Here is an 18,961-nt window from a genome sequence, read left to right on the forward strand (position 1 = left end):
CCGCCCGGGGAGCCCGCCTCAGCGCGAGGCGCGAAGCTCCGGGACCTCGATCTGCTCGGTCTCGTCGTGCGGGGTCAGGTCGACCACCTCCGGGCCGGCCTCCTCGCCGACCTTCGGCAGCAGCCGGGTCGGCGCCTCGGCGGCGTCCGTCCCCGCGCCGGCGGCCGCCGTGCCCGGGCCCTCCGCCGGGCCCGTCTCCGCCGCCAGGAGCCGCTCCTGGACCTGCGCCCGGGCCAGCTCCTGCGCCTGGGCCGCGACCGCCTCGTCCCCGACTACGTCCGCCAGGTCCGCCCGCTCGCCCAGCTCCGCGACGCTGCGCACGGCCGGCGCCGGCGCCGCCGGGCGGCCCGCCGCGCCGGCCCCCCGGCCGAAGAAGCTGAACCCCTGCGGGCGCGGACGCTGCCGCTCGGCCGGCCGCACCGGCTGCGCGGACGGCACGATCTGCCCCGCGGACGCCCCGCCGAGCTGTCCGACCGTCGCCGTCAGCGCCGGCCGGACCGGGGCCGCGGGAGCCGCGGGGGCCTCCGGGGCGGCAGCGGCGGCCGAGGGCGCTACGGGCGCCGTCCCGGGCTCGGGCACCGAGGGCACGGCCGGCGCCGGAACGGCCGGGGCGACCCGTCCGGGGTCCGGCGCGGACACCGTCGCGGGCGCCGTCCGCGCCCGCAGCGCGACCTGGGCGCCCGCCGCCCGCTCCTGCTCGGCGGCGCGCTCCGCGGCCCGCCGGGCCTCCTCCTCGCGCTGCGCCTCCTGCTGGGCCGCCCGGCGCTCCAGCTGCCGCAGCACGGCCCCGGCGCGGACGAACGCGGCCGGCGTGGCCGGGTACCTGGGTCGGCTCGCGGCGAGCGCCCGCTGGGCCGCCTCGGCCTCCTTGAGCGCCTGCTCCGCGACCGACACCGCCCGTTCCTTGAGCAGCCGGGCTATCTCCGTCTCGGCCTTCGCCAGCCGGGACTTCTCGGCGGTCAGCCGCCGGCCGAACCGGGTCGCCCGCTCCTCGGCCACCTCGGCCGCGTACTCGGCCTCGGCGAGCTGCTCCTCGAACCGCTCCTCGGCCCGCAGCCGCTGCGCGACGGAGACCTCGGCCGCCGCCCGGGCGGCCCGGTCGCGCTGGCGCAGCAGGACGGCGAACCCGAGGGTGGCCAGCACCGCGGCGGCACCCACCGAGCGGACCAGCACGGTGTCCTGACTGAAAAGCAGCGCCCCGAGCGCGGCGACGATGAGCACGCCGGCGGCGGTGGGGGGAAAGACCCGGCCGAGGACGGAGGAATGACGGTGGCGTCCGCGAGACATGCCAAGAAACTAGCGTGCGAATTGGGGCCGTGTCAGCCCAGGGTCCGGTTCGGCCCTTGACAGCGCGCCGGTTTTACCGGACGCATCCGGAAAACGGCCCGGGATCACCGCGACCGGTCCGCCCCGGAGGACCCGCTCACGGGGCCGCTCAGCGGTGGGTGGCCGCCGGACCGTGCCCGCCCGGGTCGTCGTGGTTCTCCGGCAGTCGGCAGACGTGCTGCAGCCAGAGCGCGGCCGCGATCACCGCCGCACCGGCCAGCACCGCGAAACCCGCGGTGATCGCCTGGTCCTTGCGGGCCGCCACGTCCAGCTCGCCCAGCAGGTGGATCCCGGCGCCCGCGTAGACCCCGGTGACCACCGCCGAGACCAGCGCGCTGGCCTGGCCGAGCACCACCGCCCGGGCCGCGCCCAGCGGGTCCACCCGCTTCGCGCCGGGCTGCCGCTCGCGGGCCGCCCGCAGCCGCGACCGCAGCGAGAGCGCGGTCGCGAGCAGGATCACCGCCACCGCGGCCAGCACCACCGGCGCCGCGCCCGGTACCGCGGGCAGCGTGTCCAGGGACGACCAGAGCTTGGCGCCGGCCCAGGACAGCGCCGTCGTAGCGGCGGTGATGCCGACCAGCAGACGGAGGCGAAGCAGCTTCACGCGGACGAGGTCCTTTCCCGGGCGAGGGTACGAGGGCGTCAGGCCACCGTACCGGGCCCCGGCCCGGGGGCGTCCTCGGACCGGGGCGGACACCCATGGGTACTCCCGCGGCCCCGCGCGAGTTCCCCGGACCGCGGGAGGGGACCCGCCACCGGGGCCTCCGGGGCTACTCCGGGAGCGTCAGCCGGACGTCCTCGCGCAGCCGGACGCCCTGGGCGTCCGGACCGCCGAGGGCCGCCAGCAGCTCGGCCACCGGCCCGTGCCCGGGCACCTCGGCGTCGGGCTGGGCGTCCAGCCAGGGGGCGAGCACGAAGGCCCGCTCGTGCGAGCGCGGGTGCGGCAGCACCAGCTGCGGGTCCTCGCTGACGACGCCCTCGTAGGCCAGCAGGTCGACGTCCAGGGTGCGCGGGCCCCAGTGGACGGTGCGGACCCGGCCGAAGGCGTCCTCGATCGCGTTGCCCCGCTCCAGCAGGTCGCGCGGCGGCAGCGTGGTGCGGAGCACCACCACCGCGTTGAAGTAGGCGGGCTGGTCCCCGGGGCCGCCCACGGCGTCCGTCTCGTACACGGGGGAGACGGCCTTGATCCTGAGCCCGGGCGTGTCCGCGAGGGCGTCCACGGCCCCCTGGAGGGTGTCCAGGCGGTCGCCGAGGTTGGAGCCGAGGGCGACCACGGCCCAGCGCTGGCCGTGCAGGGTGGTGTCCACCGAGTCCACCCGCTGCTCAAGGTCGAAGGCGCTCGGCGCGGCGGTCGGGTCACTTGCGGTCATCGGACTTCCCCTATGGCTGAGACGGGCCCTGCGGCGGGCACCGGACGAGCGGTGCGGGTCACCCGCGGGTCCGGTGGATGGTCACGGTCACGTCGTCGAACGGCACGGTGATCGGGGCGTCCGGCTTGTGCACGGTCACCTCGACCTCCTCCACCGGCTCGTGCTTCAGGCACTGGTCCGCGATCCGCTGGGCCAGGGTCTCGATCAGCTCGACCGGCTCACCGGCGATGATCGCGGTGACCTCCTCGGCCACGATGCCGTAGTGCGCGGTGCGGGTCAGGTCGTCCGCGGCGGCGGCCGGGCGGGTGTCCAGGTGCAGCACCAGGTCCACCACGAAGGTCTGGCCCTCGGCCCGCTCGCGCTCGAAGACACCGTGGTGGCCGCGGGCACGCAGGCCCCGCAGGGTGACGCGGTCCAGCAAACGAATCACTGCTCCCAGTCGGACGGGCCCCGCCCCGGACAGGCGTCGCGGGCAGGGCGGAGACGGGCGTCGCGCCCGCCGCTGACCTTTTCGAATCTACCCGCGCGCGCCGACAACACCCGACCGTCCTACCCGGCACGAACCGTCGCCACGCGCACCGGAATGGCGATTGACGTGAACGTTCGGTGACCTGCCGGGAATTCCCCGGCCACCGTCGGACGACCTTTCCCCGCGATTTCCGGCCGGAGTCCGGAATCAGTCCTCGTCGTCCTCGTCGGCGCTGGTCAGAACGGGTGAACCGTGGTGCGACCACAGTTTCCACCCGGCCGGGGTGCGGCGGAAGAGATTGGTCGACACGACCTTTCCGCCGACCAGCGGCCCGAGCTCGCCCTCCTCCTCGGCCTCGCCGCCGGAAAGGATGTTCTCCGTGCACGTGACAAGGGCCACATCGCCGTGCACCTCCGCCTCCTCGTCCGTGAGGATGAACTGGATGTACTCGGTGTTCGCCATGATCAGCATGTACGACCGGGTCACCTGTGCCCGTCCGCGCAGCACCGGCCAGCCCGGATGGACACAGACCACGCCGCCCTTGTCGTCCGCCTCGTCGGCGCCCAGCCAGGCGTCCTCGACCGCCGCGAGGTCACCGTTCTCCAGCGCCTCGTAGAGCGCGCGGTTGGCCTCCAGGGCCGCCTCGCGGTCCGCTCCGCCGGCCCGCCGGCCCGCCGTCTCCCCGCTCAACCTGCCGTCACCCGCCATGACCCTCCCGTCATCGCCACGTGCCTACCCCTGCCGGGCCGCGCGCTGCCAGGCCGCGACCACCCGGACGGCGTCCGCCGTGCCGGCCACGTCGTGCACCCGCACCGCCCAGGCGCCGGCCCGTGCGGACAGCACCGAGACCGCGGCGGTCGCGTCGTCCCGCTCCCGGGCCGGGCGCAGTTCCCCGGTTTCCGGGTCGGCGAGCAGCGTACCCAGGAACCGCTTGCGCGATGCGGCCACCAGGACGGGGCGGCCGAGCGCGGTGAGCGCGTCGAGCCGGCCGAGCAGCGCCCAGTTGTGCCCGGAGGTCTTGGCGAAGCCCAGGCCCGGGTCCAGGATCAGCTGTTCCTCCTTGACCCCGGCGGCCAGCAGCGCGTCCACCCGGGCGGAGAGCTCGCCGACCACGTCGGCGACCACGTCGTCGTAGACCGCCAGCCGGTCCATGTCCGCGGACTGCCCGCGCCAGTGCATCACCACGAACGGCGCGCCGGTCGCGGCCACCACCCGGGCCATCGCCGGGTCGGCCAGCCCGCCGGAGACGTCGTTGACGACCAGCGCGCCCGCCTCGACGGCCCGCTCGGCCACCGAGGCCCGCATGGTGTCGACCGAGACCGCCACCCCGGCGGCGGCCAGTTCGCGCACCACCGGGACGACCCGGCGCAGCTCCTCCTCCTCGGGGACGCGCTGCGAGCCGGGGCGGGTGGACTCGCCGCCGACGTCGACCAGGTCCGCTCCCCGGGCGCGCAGCGCGAGCCCGTGGGCGACCGCCCGGGCGGGGTCGTGCCAGAGCCCGCCGTCCGAGAAGGAGTCGGGGGTCACGTTGACCACGCCCATGACGGCGCAGCGGTCGAGCCGCGGAAGTCCGGGCGGCAGCGAGAAGGGCGCCGAATTGCTCATAACCCCATTATCTGGCTGTCGGCGTCCGGCCTCCCCGCAGCCGGCCCCCCGACGCCGCCGGCCCCGTCGGGAAGCGTCCTCGACGGGGCCGGCCGGCCTGCTCGCACCGGGGCTCAGGCGGCCTCGGTGACCTCCGGCCGGGCGCCCGGCAGCAGGCCCTGGCGCTGCGGCCGGCGGCCGAACCGGGGCATGCCGAGCGTGATGAAGGCCTCCGCCTGCATCGCGGCGAAGCCGATCCGGGGCAGGTCCCGGGTGTTCGGGAAGACCAGGAACCGCGGCTCCCACTCCGGCTGGAACTTCGCGTTGAACTTGTACAGCGACTCGATCTGGAACCAGCGCGAGAGGAACACCAGCAGCCCGCGCCAGGCGCGCAGCACCGGCCCGGCGCCGATCCGCTCGCCGCGCGCGAGCGCGGAGCGGAACATCGCGAAGTTCAGCGACACCCGGCGCACGCCCATCGCCGGCACGGCCTGCAGGGCGGCGACGATCAGGAGCTCGTTCAGACCCGGGTCGGCCGCCCGGTCGCGGCGCATCAGCTCCAGCGAGATGCCGTCCGCGCCCCAGGGCACGAAGTGCAGCACGGCCTTGAGGTCGTCGTCGGCCTCGCCCTCCTCGGGCGCCTTGTGGGCGGTGACCACCACGCAGTCGTCGTCGCCCGGGTCGCCGAACCGGCCGAGCGCCATCGAGAAGCCGCGCTCCGTGTCGGTGCCGCGCCAGCGGGCCGCCGCGTCGGCGATCCGCTGCTTCTCCTCCAGGGTCAGCTCGGCGACCCGGCGGACCCGGCAGGAGTAGCCGTTGCGCTCGATCCGCTTCACCATCTGGCGGACGTTGCGCATGGCCCGCCCGGAGAGCGAGAAGGTCGCGGTGTCGACGATCGCCTCGTCGCCCAGCTCCAGCGCGTCCAGACCCGCCTCCCGGGTCCAGACCTCGCCGCCGACCTCGCTGCAGCCCATCACGGCCGGCACCCAGGCGTGCTCCCGGGCCTCGGCCATGAACACCTTGATCGCGCCCGGCCAGGCCTCGACGTCACCGACCGGGTCGCCCGAGGCGAGCATGACGCCGGAGACCACCCGGTAGGAGATCGCCGCCTTGCCGGTGGGCGAGAACAGCACGCTCTTGTCCCGGCGCAGCGCGAAGTAGCCGAGCGAGTCCCGCTCGCCGTGCCGGGCCAGCAGGGCCCGGACCTTCTCCTCGTCCTCGGCGGTCAGCTCCGGCTTCGGCTTCTCCGGCCGCAGCGCGAGGTAGGTGGTGGTGAAGGCGGTGATCAGGCCCATCGCGCCGAGCAGGTAGCCGACCAGGTCCTCGATGCGGTCCGAGTTGTAGTGCACCGGACCCTCGAAGCCGAACAGCCCGTAGACCACGTGCTCCAGCCGCTCGTACAGGCCGGGGTGACCCAGCTCGTACTTGGTCCGGGTGCTGACGATCAGCAGACCGAGCAGGACGCCGACCGTCCCCAGCACGACCAGGTTGACCACCGCGCGCAGGCGGGTGCGCGGGTCGGCCTTGGCGTAGAACTCGCGCCGGTGGATCAGCATGACCACGAACAGCACCAGCGAGACGACCGCCGGGCCCAGCTGGTGCCAGCGCAGCAGGTGCAGCGCCGCGCCGACCGGCAGCAGCACGCAGACCGCGCGCCAGGCGCGCCGTTTGCGCCGGCGCAGGGCGTGCGCGAGCAGGACCAGCAGCAGGCCGACCATCAGGGTGCCCGCCGCGGCGAGCGTGGTCGTGCCGCCGGGCAGCTGTCCGGCGAAGGTGTGCACCCGGGTGTGCCGGAGCCTGGGGAACACCGCGCTGGCGATGTCCACCAGCCCGATCAGCAGACAGGCGTAGCCGACCGCGCCGGGGAGCCAGGCCCTCGGGACGGCAGCCGCTTGGGTACGAAGCGTCTGCAGGCCGCGACGGCGCGGCGGCTGCTCGGGGGGCGGCTCAACGGACACGGGAACGCTCATGGGGGTTCAGCGTAGAGGCTGTCACGAGGTGTCCGGCCACTCCGGGGTGGGAGCCGTGATGGACCTTCATGCCTTTTCCTTCATCAGGCAATACGCACACCAAGGAACCGGCAACGGAGGGTAAACCGGTGCCCTGAGGGCACTGCGAATTGAGCCGAGGGGTGGGTGCCGGAGCCCCACGCCGCGTGGCGCGACCGACGCCCGCGTACGGGCTACGTACGGTGGACGCCGCATTTTAGGGCGCCGGTTGCGTGTGAGCGCCGTCGGCCCCCCGGGCCCTCCGGGCGTCCGGACAGCCTAGCCGCGGTGGCCCGGACTGACGCACCGCCAGACGATGAAGCCTGCCCCGACAGTGTCCCACCGGAAGGCCGACGGTATGGAACTGACCAGCGACGCACTGATGAACTCGCTGCTTGCCCTGGGTTCGGCGGCGCTCGCCGCGACCCTGTGGATCTGGCCCCGGCTGGCGCGGCAGCGCCCCTTGCCGGTGCTCGGACGGGTGGGTCTGCTGACGGTCACTCAGGCGTCGGTGCTGGCGGTCCTGGCCCTCAGCGTCAACAACTCGTTCGGCTTCTACACCTCGTGGGACGACCTGCTGAGCCCCGGCGGTACCAAGCTCTCGCTCGCCGGCAACCAGACCCACCGGGGCGACGCGACGGCCGGCGACGCCCTGCTCCGGCCGACCGACGAGGGCGGCATGGAGACCGTCGGCGACCTGCCCAAGGGGGATCCCGAGGAGGTGGGCCGGGTGGAGTCGGTCCGGATCACCGGCAAGGAGAGCGGACTGTCCGACCAGCTGTTCGTCTACCTGCCGCCGGAGTACTTCGACCCCAGGCTCGGTCTGACCCGCTTCCCGGTCCTCCTGGCCGTCGCCGGCTTCCCCGGGACCACACTCAATCTGATGAAGGACCTGCCGGTCATCCAGACCGCCGCCGAGCTCCAGCGCACCGGGAAGATGCAGCCGGCCATCGTGGTCCTGGCCCGCCCGAGCGTCGCCGCGCCGCGCAACACCGAGTGCGTGGACGTCACGGGCGGTCCGCGCACCGAGACCTGGTTCACCAAGGACGTCCCGGAGGCGCTGCGCTCCGCCTACCGGACCGGCCGCTCCCCCGCCTCCTGGGGCGTCTTCGGCTACTCGACCGGCGGCAGCTGCGCGCTGCGGCTGGCGATGCGCTCCCCCACCGTGTTCGCCACCGCGGGCGGTCTGCACGCCGACTTCAAGGTCAACGAGGACCAGTTCACCGGCGGCAGCCTGTTCGGCGGGGACCGGGCGCTGGCCGAGCAGAGCGACCTCACCTGGCGGCTGCAGAACCTGCCCGCCCCACCGCTGTCGATGCTGGTGGTCTCCACCCGCAAGGAGGGCGACTACCCGCAGACCGTCCAGTTCGTCGAGCTGGCCCAGCAGGTCTCGGCCGCCAACCCGCAGTTCCAGGTGGAGTCGCTGTACCTGGACGACGGCGGGCACAACTTCGAGAGCTGGGTGCGCGAGCTGCCGGCCTCGCTGGAGTGGCTGGGACACCACCTCGGCTAGCCGGCGCACCCGGGAGGACCGTAGGACACCTGAGTGATTACCGGCCGGTCGGGCAGAGCACCGGCCGCCGCGGGGGGACGTATCGCGACCGCTCCGGCCGAACCACGGCCGGCGCCGCCCCGGATCCGGGCAGGAGGCCCCATGCTCAGCACCCGATCGCTCTTCGACGAGATCTACCGGAACGACGAGGCCTACCAACTGTTCTGCAGCATCGCCGCGGGCGGCGAGGACCAGGGCGGCTGGGAGAACGAGCGGATCACCGAGCTGACCCGCGACCCGGTGCTCGCCCCGAAGGTCGCCCGGCACGGCGCCGACGAGCGCAAGCACGGCCGGATCTTCACCCAGCTGCTCCACAAGCGCGGCCTGCCGAAGGTCGACGTCCCCGCCGAGGCCGACTACTGCATGCTGCTGGAGCGCCAGGGCGTCGGCCTGGCCCACGAGCGGCTGACCTCCGGCGTCCCGCTGACCGAGCGCGAGATCATCACCTACCTGGCGCACAGCCGGGTCACCGAGCAGCGCGCGGCCGAGCAGATGCGCCAGCTCGTCAAGGTGTACGCGGACAACCCCGACCTCGGCCGGGCGATGCGGATGATCTCCGCCGACGAGGACAACCACCTCGCCTACTGCCACGAGGAGCTGCTGCGGCTGGCCGCCGAGGGGCACGGGCCGTACATCCGGCACGTCCTGGAGACCAGCGCGCGCGGCGAGATCCGCACCCACCGGGACGTCGGCCTCGCGGTGACGTCCCGGATGGCCCGGATCCTCGGCTGGCCGCGCTGGCAGCTGGCCGTGGTCGTGGCCGGCGTGCACGCGCTCTACCTGTACGACCTGCTGTACGGCTGGCGGCGGATGGTGCGGCTGCGGATGCCCGCGCGCCGCAACGCACTGGGCACCCCCGCCCCGCCGCACGCCGAGCCGGAGCCGGAGCCGATCTGAGCGGCTCCGGCCCGGACGGCCCTACGGGCCCCGCGACCCGGTCAGCGCCCGATGATGAGGCTCATCGCCTCGGCCCGGGTGGCCGGGTCGCGCAGCTGCCCGCGCACGCAGGAGGTGATGGTCTTGGCGCCCGGCTTGCGGATGCCGCGCATCGACATGCACATGTGCTCGCACTCGACCACGACGATCGCCCCGCGCGGCTCCAGGATCCGCATCAGCGCGTCGGCGACCTGGCTGGTCAGGCGCTCCTGCACCTGCGGCCGGCGGGCGTAGACGTCGACCAGCCGGGCGAGCTTGGACAGGCCGGTGATCTTGCCGCTGGTGGACGGGATGTACCCGACGTGCGCGACGCCCCGGAACGGCACCAGGTGGTGCTCGCAGACGGAGGTCAGCTCGATGTCCTTGACCAGCACCATCTCGTCGTGGCCGAGGTCGAAGGTGGTGGTCAGGACGTCCTCGGGCTCCTGCCAGAGACCCGCGAATATCTCCTTGTAGGCCCGTGCCACCCGGGCCGGGGTCTCCAGCAGGCCCTCGCGGTCCGGGTCCTCCCCCACGGCCAGGAGCAGCTCGCGGATGGCGTTCTCGGCCCGCTTCTGGTCGAAGGTGCCGACGGCGGGCGGACCGTCGAGCGTCACCGGGTCGATCATGCGGGCCTCGCTAACTGGTTGACGAACATGGGTTGAACAGCACGGATGCCGCGCCTCCAGGGTACAAACCCCGGTGACGCGGCATCCATTCCGTCGGGTGCCCGGGCCGGTCAGCCCTCGCTGGGCGGGTCGACCGGCAGCGGCGGGAGCTTCACCACGTCGGCCGGACCGGCCTCGGCGGTGGCGGCGGCACCGTTGGTGAGCGCCAGCTCCTTGGGCGACTGCACCGGCGGGCGGGTGGACGGCGTCCGGCGGGCGGAACCGGTCCACGCCGGGCGGGCCGGGCGCTTGACGATGGGGGCGAAGATCTCGGCGATCTGCTCCTTGTTGAGGGTCTCCTTCTCCAGGAGCTCCAGGACCAGGTTGTCGAGCACGTCGCGGTTCTCGACCAGGATCTCCCAGGCCTCGTTGTGCGCGTTCTCGATGAGCTTCTTGACCTCTTCGTCGACCAGCCCGGCGACCTCCTCGGAGTAGTCGCGCTGGTGACCCATCTCGCGGCCCAGGAACGGCTCGGAGCTGTCGCTGCCGAACTTGATCGCACCGAGGCGCTCGGTCATGCCGTACTGGGTGACCATGGCCCGCGCCGTGGCGGTGGCCTTCTCGATGTCGTTCGAGGCACCGGTGGTCGGGTCGTGGAAGACCAGCTCCTCCGCCGCGCGCCCGCCCAGCATGTAGGCCAGCTGGTCGAGCATCTCGTTGCGGGTGGTGGAGTACTTGTCCTCGTCCGGCAGCACCATGGTGTAGCCGAGGGCCCGGCCGCGGGACAGGATGGTGATCTTGTGCACCGGGTCCGCGTTCGGGGAGGCCGCCGCGACCAGGGCGTGACCGCCCTCGTGGTACGCGGTGATCTTCTTCTCCTTGTCGGACATGATCCGGGTCCGCTTCTGCGGACCGGCCACGACCCGGTCGATCGCCTCGTCCAGGATGCCGTTGTCGATCAGCTTCTTGTCCGAGCGGGCGGTCAGCAGGGCCGCCTCGTTCAGGACGTTCGACAGGTCGGCACCGGTGAAGCCGGGGGTGCGCTTGGCGACGGCCGAGAGGTCGACGTCGGGCGCGATCGGCTTGCCCTTCTGGTGCACCTTGAGGATGTCCAGACGGCCCTGGAGGTCGGGACGCTCGACCGCGATCTGGCGGTCGAAACGGCCCGGGCGCAGCAGCGCCGGGTCCAGGATGTCCGGGCGGTTGGTGGCCGCGATCAGGATGACGCCGCCCTTGACGTCGAAGCCGTCCATCTCGACCAGCAGCTGGTTGAGGGTCTGCTCGCGCTCGTCGTGGCCGCCGCCGAGGCCCGCGCCGCGGTGCCGGCCGACGGCGTCGATCTCGTCGACGAAGACGATCGCCGGGGCGTTCGCCTTGGCCTGCTCGAAGAGGTCGCGGACGCGGCTGGCGCCGACGCCGACGAACATCTCGACGAAGTCCGAACCGGAGATCGAGTAGAACGGCACCCCGGCCTCGCCCGCGACGGCGCGCGCCAGCAGGGTCTTGCCGGTACCGGGCGGGCCGTAGAGCAGCACGCCCTTCGGGATCTTGGCGCCGACGGCCTGGAACTTGGCCGGCTCCTGCAGGAACTCCTTGATCTCGTGGAGCTCCTCGACCGCCTCGTCCGCGCCCGCGACGTCGGAGAAGGTGGTCTTCGGGGTGTCCTTGGTGAGCAGCTTCGCCTTGGACTTGCCGAACTGCATGACGCGCGAGCCGCCGCCCTGCATCTGGTTCATCAGGAACAGGAAGACCAGCACGATGATCACAATGGGCAGCATCGACAGCAGCAGGCTGACGAGGGTGCTCTGCTTCTCCGGGCTGATGGTGTAGCCCTCGGAGAGCGTGCTCTGGTCGTTGTCGTTGATCTGCGCCTGCAGCTTGTCGGCGATCGAGACACCCTGATCGCCGATGTACGAGGCCTGGAACTTGCTGCCGGACTGCGCCTTGCCGCTGCTCACGGCGGGCAGCTTGGCGCCGTCCTTCAGCTGGATCTTGATCGTGTTCGAGTCACCCGTGGTGATCTGCGCCGACTTGACCTGCTTCGCGTCGATCGCTGCGACGACCTGCCCGGTGTCCACCGTCTTGTAGCCGTTCGAATCCGAAACGACCTGCATCAGCACGATGACGGCGAGGACGGCCAGCACGATCCACATGATCGGCGCACGGAAGTATCGCTTGACGTCCATCCATGCGGGGCGTTGCCGCCCCGTCCCTCCTGCCACTCAACGGCGCCGCGGGGCTGTGGGCCGCCGGCGCATTCGGTAGATGCTCATGTGAAGAGCGGTTTTATTGGACCGTACCGCAGTGCGGCCCCCACGTGGCGGGAGCACGGCGGTACGAGGTTCTTCTATGGTCCCCCCGAACCAACGGGCGGGAACGGGCTCGTGTTCCCGCCCGTCGTCCGAACGGATCCTCAGCCGCCGTACACGTGCGGGGCGAGGGTGCCGATGAACGGCAGGTTGCGCAGCTTCTCCGCGTAGTCGAGGCCGTAGCCGACGACGAACTCGTTGGGGATGTCGAAGCCCACGTACTTGACGTCGATCTCGACCTTGGCCGCGTCCGGCTTGCGCAGCAGGGCACAGACCTCCAGGGAGGCCGGGCCGCGCGAGCCCAGGTTGCCGAGCAGCCAGGACAGGGTCAGGCCGGAGTCGATGATGTCCTCGACGATCAGCACGTCGCGGCCGGCGATGTCGGTGTCGAGGTCCTTCAGGATCCGCACCACGCCGGAGGACTTGGTGCCCATCCCGTAGGAGGAGACGGCCATCCAGTCCATGGTCACCTGCGAGTGCAGGGCCCGGGCCAGGTCGGCCATGACCATGACGGCCCCCTTGAGGACGCCGACGATCAGCAGGTCCTTGCCTGCGTAGTCCCGGTCGATGCGCTCGGCCAGCTCCAGGAGCTTGGCGTCGATCTCGTCCTTGCTGATGAGCACCTTCGCGAGGTCAGCGCCCATGTCGTTCTGGTCCACCGGGGATACGTCCTCAAACGTGTCGGGGTCTGGATGGCCGGCGGCCGGCTCCCCCGGGGCATGCCCGCCCGTCAGTCGCCCTGTCGCCGAAAGACCAGCGTGCCACACCGCCGGGTCGCTTCGACGCCCCCGGGTAGGTGCAGCGGCCCCTGGCCGCGCCATCCGGTGACCAGCAGGTCGATCGTCTCCAGGTGCCGGGCGAACAGGTCCCCGGCCGGGCAGCCCGCCCGCAGGGCGGCCCGGCGCAGCACCCGGCGGCGGACGGCGGAGGGCAGTTCGGCCAGCTTCCCGGCGTCCAGGGTGCCCTCGCCGGCCCGGATGTCCCGCTCGGCCAGCGCGGCCCACTGGTCGAGCGCGTCGGCGTCGTCGCGGAACAGCCGGGCGGTGCGGGCGAGCGCCTCGACCACGCCGCCGCCCAGGTGCTTCTCCAGCACCGGCAGCACCTCGTGGCGGACCCGGGAGCGGGTGTAGGCCGGGTCGCAGTTGTGCGGGTCGTCCCAGACCTGGATCGCCTGGGCGGAGCAGGCCTGCCGGGTGGCGGCCCGGTCCAGCTCCAGCAGCGGGCGGCGGTAGCGGCCCTTCTGGGCGGGCATGCCGGCCAGCGAGCGGGCCCCCGAGCCGCGGGCCAGGCCCAGCAGGACGGTCTCGGCCTGGTCGTCGCGGGTGTGGCCGAGCAGGACGGCGACCGCGCCGTGCCGCTCGGCGGCCTCGTCCAGCGCGGCGTAGCGGGCGTCCCGGGCGGCGGCCTCGGGACCGCCGGCGCGGCCGACCCGGACGGCGACGGCCTCGACCGGGTCCAGCCCGAGTTCGCTCAGCCGCCCGGCGACCTGGGCGGCGCGCTCGGCGGAGCCCTGCTGCAGGCCGTGGTCGACGGTCACGGCGCCGACCCGCAGGCCGATCTTGGGGGCCTCGAAGGCGGTCGCGATGGCGAGCGCCATGGAGTCCGCGCCACCGCTGACGGCGACCAGGACCAGCGGGGAGCCGGGCGCGGCGGGGGTGCGGGGCAGCCCGGAGGGGTGGCGGTGGGCGTTGCCGATCAGCGTGGTGCCGACGGCCGCGGGCAGCGCGGCGGCGGCCAGCGGCGCGCCCCCGGTGCGGTCGCGCGGCTCGCGGACGGGCGCGCGGAAGGTGGAGCCGGCCTCGGCGGCGAGGTCGGTGAGGGTGCGGCGTACGGCCAGGCGTATCGCGGCGACGGCGGGGTGTGGGCCCACGGCGACGACTCCTCGGCGGAGGGGGGACAGGACGGCGGTGGGCGCGGCGGGGACCGCGCATCCGTGAGCACGGTGTTACCGCGCGCTCACAGATGGTGGCAGAAAGGAGGCACCCGCTACGCCACCCGCGCCACCGGTACGACCACCGTCCCACGTTCGGGTGAATGAAGAAACGTATCTGCACCCGCCATGTGCACGACTGGACCACTCGTACGAACGGCTTCGGCCACCCTTCCCCCGACCGGCCCCGCGCGGCCCCCGGCCCCGGCCGCCCCCGGGCTACCGCGCGACGCGGGCGACCCAGGCGGCCGGGTCGTGGATCTCCTCCTTGGTCGGCAGGGTGTTCGGCGAGGTCCAGACCCGGTTGAAGCCCTCCATGCCGACCCGCTCGACCACGCCGCGGACGAAGACCGCGCCGTCCTGGTACTGGCGCAGCTTGGCGTCCATCCCGAGCAGCCGGCGCAGCACCAGGTCGAGCCGGTTGGCACCGCGGTCCCGGCGCTGCTGGAACTTCTCCCGGATCTCGGCGACGCTCGGCACCACGGCCGGGCCCACGCCGTCCATCACCACGTCGGCGTGGCCCTCCAGCAGGGACATCACCGCGGTCAGCCGGCCGAGGATCTCCCGCTGGGCGGGCGACTGGACGGCCTCCAGCAGGCCGGCCGACGGGGCGTTGTCGCCCCGGCCGCCGCCCAGGCCGGGGAGGCCGGCGCCGAGCGAGCCGGCGGCGTCCCGCAGCCGCTCCAGCAGCGCGCCCGGGTCGACGTCCGTCTCGGCGAGGAAGGACTGCACCTCGGACTGGATGTGGTCGCGCAGCCAGGGCACCGCGGTGAACTGGGTGCGGTGGGTCTCCTCGTGCAGACAGACCCAGAGCCGGAAGTCGGCCGGGTCGACGTCCAGCTCCCGCTCCACGTGCACGATGTTCGGCGCGACCAGCAGCAGCCGGCCGGGGCCGGGGCCCTCGGGGCCGAGGCGCGGCTTGTCGAACAGCGCGGCCGGGCTGTCCGGCGCCTCCAGCGAGGGCTCCGCCGGGGCGAAGGTCTCGTACTGGCCGAGCACCTTGGTGGACAGGAACGCCAGCAGCGCGCCCACCTCGATGCCGGTGGCCTTCTCCCCCACGGCGCCGAACACCGCGGAGGCCGAACCGCCGCCCCGGCGCGCCTGGAGCTTGTCCACGAGCGGCTGCACGACGGTGCGGAAGCCCGCCACGTTGGCCCGCACCCAGCCGGGCCGGTCCACGATCAGCACCGGGGTCGCGGCCGCATCGGCCAGGCTGCTGGAGCGCATGCCGGTGAACTCCCGGACGTGCTCCTCGGCCGCCAGGGCGTGCCGGCGCAGTTCGGCGACCACCGCGGCCGCCTCGGCCCGGCTCACCTCCGGCCCCGGTCGCACCAGCCTGGTCGCGGTCGCGACCGCGAGATTCCAGTCGACCATGTCGGCCCCGCCGCTCGCGCTCGTCATGCCCTCACCGTACGTGTTCCCGCCCGCCGGGGGGAGCCGGAAGGGCCGGTCAATGGCCGCCCGGCGACCGGCCGGTGGCCGTCGGGCACCGCGCCGGGCGGGCGGGCCCGGGTCCGCGGCCCGAGCGGGGCCGCCCGGTCCCGCGGGCGGGACGTACCCGCACCGGCGGCGGGACGCGCGACGGCCGGGTTCGCCCCGGGGCACGCCCTAGCGGCAGCCGCAGGCCGCCAGGCGGGCCACCACCCGGTCCATCGCCGCGCGGGCGGTGTCGGCGGGGGCGGTGGTCCGGGTCATCAGGGCGAAGGTGAGCAGCCGGCCGTCGGCGTCCACCACGGTGCCCGCCAGGGTGTTGACGCCGCTCAGGCTGCCGGTCTTGGCGCGGACCAGCCCGGCGGCCTCGGCCGCCCCGGAGTTGGCGCCGAAGCGCTTGCCGAGGGTGCCGGTGAACCCGGCGATCGGCAGGCCGGTCAGCACCGGGCGCAGCGCCGGGTGCTGGGCGGAGGCGGCCAGCCCGAGCAGGCCGACCAGCGCGACCGGCGGGACGGCGTTGTTCGGGTGCAGCCCGCTGCCGTCGTTGAGCACCACGCCGGTGGTCGACACGCCGAGCCGGCCGATCTCCCGGGTGACGGCGGTGGCCGCGCCCTCGAAGCTGGCCGGCTGGTGGGCGGCGATGGCGGCCTGACGGGCGATCGCCTCGGACAGGGTGTTGTCGGAGGTGGTCAGCAGCCGCTCGACCAGCCGGGCCACGGTGGGCGAGTCCACCCGGCCGAGCACCGGGGCGTCGGCGGGGGCCGGCGCGGCGGCGGGCTTCGGCCTGGCCTGGACGGTGATGCCCTCGGCCCTGAGCAGGGCGGCGAAGGCCTCGGCGGCGTGCCCGGCCGGATCGGCGACGCGGGCGGGCGCGTCCTCGCGGCTCCTCGGGTCGGCCTTCCCCTCGTCCACCATCAGCGGCGTCACCGCGGCGATGTTCTCGCCGTCGTGGTTCCTGTGCAGCAGCGCGCCGGTGTAGAGCGAGACGTCGTAGTCGAGCGCGACCGCGGTGGTGCCCGCGGTCCGCAGGGCGGCGGCGGTCTGCCGGGCCAGCGCGTCCAGCGAGGCGGGGGCGGTGTCCGGGTCGGCCGGGACGCCGCCGATCAGCACCTGGTCGGCGGGGAGCGCGGTCAGCGTCGGATCGCCACCACCCACGAGAGTGATCCCGCCGGTGGCCGCGCTCTTGACGACCCGGGTGCTCAGCCGGGTGTCGCCGGGGATGAGCGACAGGGCGGCGACCGCGGTGGCCAGCTTGGTGGTGGACGCCGGGGTGGCGGCGGTGTTCTCCTCGCTGCCGTAGAGCAGCCGGCCGTCGGCGGCGTCCGCGACGGCGAGGCCGACGGTGCCGAGGTTCCGGTCGGCGAGGACGGTGGCGAGCGCCTGCTGGAGCCCCTGGGCGGTGGGCAGGCCGGTGCCGGGGCCCGCCTCGACGGCGGCCAGCACCGCGCCGGCGGGGGCCGGACGGGCGGAACCGGCGGGAGCGGCGGGAGCGGCGGGAGCGGTGGAACCGGTGGCCGTGGAACCGGTGCCGGGGGGACGGGTGCCGGTGGAGCCGGACGCGGGCGGTACGGCGGCCGTGGTGCCGGAGGACGGGTGGGGCGACCCGCTGTGCCGGTTCCCCGGACCGGTGCTGTTCCGGTCGTCCCTGTCGTGCTTCTCCCCGCCTTCGCCCCGGTCGCCCCCGGAGCCGTGGCCCCGGTCCTCGTCGCCCTGGGCGTTCCCGGTGGGGCGGCCGCCCGGCGAGGCCGATCCGGTGGGCGTCGCGGACGGCTGCGCGTACGCACCACCCCCGCCGAGCACCACCCCCGCGACCAGCAGCGCCGCTCCGAACAGCCCGGCGGCCGTCCCCCCGGACCCGCGTCCCGACCCAGCCCCTGCTCGCACCGACCCGGCCCCTTTCCTGAGCACTCACTCCCGTAGGAGACACTTGGATTCTGTCAGTCCCTACCTTGGAGGAACCGTTGGAGTTCGACGTCCTTATCGAAATCCCGAAGGGCTCTCGTAACAAGTACGAGGTCGACCACGAGACCGGCCGTCTGCGGCTCGACCGGATGCTCTTCACCTCGACCCGCTACCCGGCCGACTACGGCTACGTCGAGGGCACCCTGGCGGACGACGGTGACCCGCTGGACGCCCTGGTCATCCTGGACGAGCCGACCTTCCCCGGTTGCCTGATCAAGTGCCGTGTCATCGGCATGTTCAAGATGACGGACGAGGCCGGCGGCGACGACAAGCTGCTCTGCGTCCCGGCGACGGACCCGCGCTGGGAGCACCTGCAGGACATCCACCACGTGTCGGAGTTCGACCGCCTGGAGATCCAGCACTTCTTCGAGGTCTACAAGGACCTTGAGCCCGGCAAGTCCGTCGAGGGTGCCAACTGGGTCGGCCGCACCGAGGCCGAGGCCGAGGTCACCGCGTCGATCAAGCGCCTGGCGGAGCAGGGCGGTCACTGAGCCGTCCTGACCGTCCCGTGCGTCCGGTGGTCCGTCCGCCGGGACGCACGGAGGTGGGTCGAGGCAGTCGGAGGCCGGGGTTCGCGGAGTTCTTCCGCGGGCCCCGGCCTTCGCCGTTCCCCGGGCGCCCCCGTTTTTCCCGACACCCTGTCGGCATGATGCCGGATTAGGTTAGGCTAACCAAAACAATCGGGGGCGTACTCGATCACTGGAGGCCCGCATGTCGATACCCGAGCAGCCCGTCGTCCCGTTCTCCACCGTGCTGCGCACCGCGAGCAGCGCCGAGCACGAGGCCGCGGAACAGTCCTCGTTCATGAGCCGACTGCTCGGCGGGCACCTGGGGATCGAGGCCTACGCCGATCTCACCGGCCAGCTCTGGTTCGTCTACCGGGCCCTGGAGGAGCGGGCGCAGGAGCTGGCGGCGCACCCCGTGGCCGGTCCCTTCGTCGACCCGGCGGTCCTGCGGACCGAGGCCATCGAGCGCGACCTGGCCCACCTGCGCGGTCCGGACTGGCGCGAAGGACTGACCCCGCTGCCCGCGACCGCCGCCTACGTCGCCCGGCTGGAGGAGCTCGTCGACCAGTGGCCCGCCGGCTACGTCGCGCACCACTACACGCGCTACCTGGGTGACCTGTCGGGCGGTCAGATCATCCGCGGCATCGCCGAGAAGACCTGGGGCTTCGAGCGCAAGGGCGACGGCGTGCGGTTCTACGTCTTCGAGAACGTGGACAACCCGGCCGCCTACAAGCGGGACTACCGGGCCAGGCTGGACGCCGCCGGGCTCGCCATGGACGAGGTCGAGCGCCGCCGGGTGGTCGAGGAGTGCAAGCGCGCCTTCCAGCTCAACGGCGCCCTCTTCCGGGACCTGGACACCCGGTACCCGCTGAGCGCATAAACGTTTCTCCACGCGGCACGACGGCGCGGCCCCGGTCGCGCAGGCGGTGGGCGAGGCGGCCGATGCCCCGGTCCAGGGCGCCGGTGGCGAAGACCACCGTGATGAACGCGCCGATGGCGAGGACGAAGAGG

The 18,961-nt window shown here is 73.7% G+C and carries 17 protein-coding genes; 4 read left to right on the forward strand and 13 right to left on the reverse strand.

Annotation, left to right across the window (positions count from 1 at the left end; translation table 11 throughout):
• Window positions 1-18: 18 nt before the first annotated feature.
• The 7 genes from ACFCX4_RS21700 to ACFCX4_RS21730 all read right to left on the reverse strand — a co-directional run bounded on the left by ACFCX4_RS21700 (window position 19) and on the right by ACFCX4_RS21730 (window position 6,719).
• A complete protein-coding gene (locus ACFCX4_RS21700; protein WP_376144828.1) occupies window positions 19-1,287 on the reverse strand; it encodes a hypothetical protein in 1,269 nt (422 codons plus the stop codon).
• A gap of 148 nt (window positions 1,288-1,435) precedes the next feature.
• On the reverse strand, window positions 1,436-1,930 hold the full coding sequence (locus ACFCX4_RS21705) for a DUF3180 domain-containing protein (protein WP_376144829.1): 495 nt from the start codon (window positions 1,928-1,930) through the stop codon (window positions 1,436-1,438).
• Window positions 1,931-2,096: 166 nt separating this feature from the next.
• The gene (gene folK / locus ACFCX4_RS21710) at window positions 2,097-2,696 is read right to left on the reverse strand and encodes a 2-amino-4-hydroxy-6-hydroxymethyldihydropteridine diphosphokinase (protein ID WP_376144831.1); all 600 of its coding nucleotides are present in this window, start codon (window positions 2,694-2,696) and stop codon (window positions 2,097-2,099) included.
• Between the two features lie 58 nt (window positions 2,697-2,754).
• A complete protein-coding gene (folB, locus tag ACFCX4_RS21715) occupies window positions 2,755-3,114 on the reverse strand; it encodes a dihydroneopterin aldolase (protein ID WP_376144853.1) in 360 nt (119 codons plus the stop codon).
• Between the two features lie 258 nt (window positions 3,115-3,372).
• Complete coding sequence (locus ACFCX4_RS21720; RefSeq protein WP_376144833.1) at window positions 3,373-3,873, reverse strand: nuclear transport factor 2 family protein; 501 nt, start codon at window positions 3,871-3,873, stop codon at window positions 3,373-3,375.
• Window positions 3,874-3,897: 24 nt separating this feature from the next.
• Entirely contained in the window at window positions 3,898-4,770 is an 873-nt protein-coding gene (folP, locus tag ACFCX4_RS21725) for a dihydropteroate synthase (protein ID WP_376144835.1), read from the reverse strand.
• 113 nt (window positions 4,771-4,883) lie between these two features.
• Window positions 4,884-6,719, reverse strand: coding sequence for a phosphatidylglycerol lysyltransferase domain-containing protein (locus ACFCX4_RS21730; protein WP_376144837.1), 1,836 nt, complete (start codon window positions 6,717-6,719; stop codon window positions 4,884-4,886).
• A gap of 376 nt (window positions 6,720-7,095) precedes the next feature.
• On the opposite strand from ACFCX4_RS21730, the gene ACFCX4_RS21735 reads away from it, so the two are divergent.
• Window positions 7,096-8,250 (forward strand): alpha/beta hydrolase, encoded by a 1,155-nt coding sequence (locus ACFCX4_RS21735; RefSeq protein WP_376144839.1) that lies wholly within the window; start codon window positions 7,096-7,098, stop codon window positions 8,248-8,250.
• Between the two features lie 141 nt (window positions 8,251-8,391).
• Window positions 8,392-9,186 carry a ferritin-like domain-containing protein gene (locus ACFCX4_RS21740; protein WP_376144841.1) on the forward strand — a complete coding sequence of 265 codons (795 nt, stop codon included), beginning with the start codon at window positions 8,392-8,394 and terminating at the stop codon, window positions 9,184-9,186.
• A gap of 41 nt (window positions 9,187-9,227) precedes the next feature.
• On the opposite strand, the gene folE is transcribed toward ACFCX4_RS21740, so the two are convergent.
• The 6 genes from folE to dacB form a co-directional block, all read right to left on the reverse strand.
• Window positions 9,228-9,833: a GTP cyclohydrolase I FolE gene (folE, locus tag ACFCX4_RS21745; protein ID WP_030309924.1), complete on the reverse strand. Its 606-nt coding sequence runs from the start codon at window positions 9,831-9,833 to the stop codon at window positions 9,228-9,230.
• A 110-nt stretch (window positions 9,834-9,943) separates the two neighbouring features.
• Entirely contained in the window at window positions 9,944-11,998 is a 2,055-nt protein-coding gene (ftsH, locus tag ACFCX4_RS21750; protein ID WP_376144843.1) for an ATP-dependent zinc metalloprotease FtsH, read from the reverse strand.
• Window positions 11,999-12,225: 227 nt separating this feature from the next.
• A complete protein-coding gene (hpt, locus tag ACFCX4_RS21755) occupies window positions 12,226-12,780 on the reverse strand; it encodes a hypoxanthine phosphoribosyltransferase (RefSeq protein WP_031064035.1) in 555 nt (184 codons plus the stop codon).
• Between the two features lie 71 nt (window positions 12,781-12,851).
• Window positions 12,852-13,991, reverse strand: coding sequence for a tRNA lysidine(34) synthetase TilS (tilS, locus tag ACFCX4_RS21760; protein WP_376144845.1), 1,140 nt, complete (start codon window positions 13,989-13,991; stop codon window positions 12,852-12,854).
• 279 nt (window positions 13,992-14,270) lie between these two features.
• Entirely contained in the window at window positions 14,271-15,452 is a 1,182-nt protein-coding gene (locus tag ACFCX4_RS21765; protein WP_376144847.1) for a zinc-dependent metalloprotease, read from the reverse strand.
• 207 nt (window positions 15,453-15,659) lie between these two features.
• Window positions 15,660-17,366 (reverse strand): D-alanyl-D-alanine carboxypeptidase/D-alanyl-D-alanine-endopeptidase, encoded by a 1,707-nt coding sequence (gene dacB / locus ACFCX4_RS21770; protein ID WP_376144849.1) that lies wholly within the window; start codon window positions 17,364-17,366, stop codon window positions 15,660-15,662.
• Between the two features lie 77 nt (window positions 17,367-17,443).
• Between dacB and ACFCX4_RS21775 the strand changes: the two genes are divergently transcribed.
• Both ACFCX4_RS21775 and ACFCX4_RS21780 read left to right on the forward strand, forming a co-directional pair.
• Window positions 17,444-17,935 (forward strand): inorganic diphosphatase, encoded by a 492-nt coding sequence (locus tag ACFCX4_RS21775; protein WP_344344657.1) that lies wholly within the window; start codon window positions 17,444-17,446, stop codon window positions 17,933-17,935.
• 220 nt (window positions 17,936-18,155) lie between these two features.
• Window positions 18,156-18,830 (forward strand): heme oxygenase (biliverdin-producing), encoded by a 675-nt coding sequence (locus ACFCX4_RS21780; RefSeq protein ID WP_376144851.1) that lies wholly within the window; start codon window positions 18,156-18,158, stop codon window positions 18,828-18,830.
• Window positions 18,831-18,961 lie beyond the last annotated feature (131 nt).

Origin of the sequence: Kitasatospora sp. NPDC056327 (assembly GCF_042261735.1) — a bacterium.
Lineage (GTDB): Bacteria > Actinomycetota > Actinomycetes > Streptomycetales > Streptomycetaceae > Kitasatospora.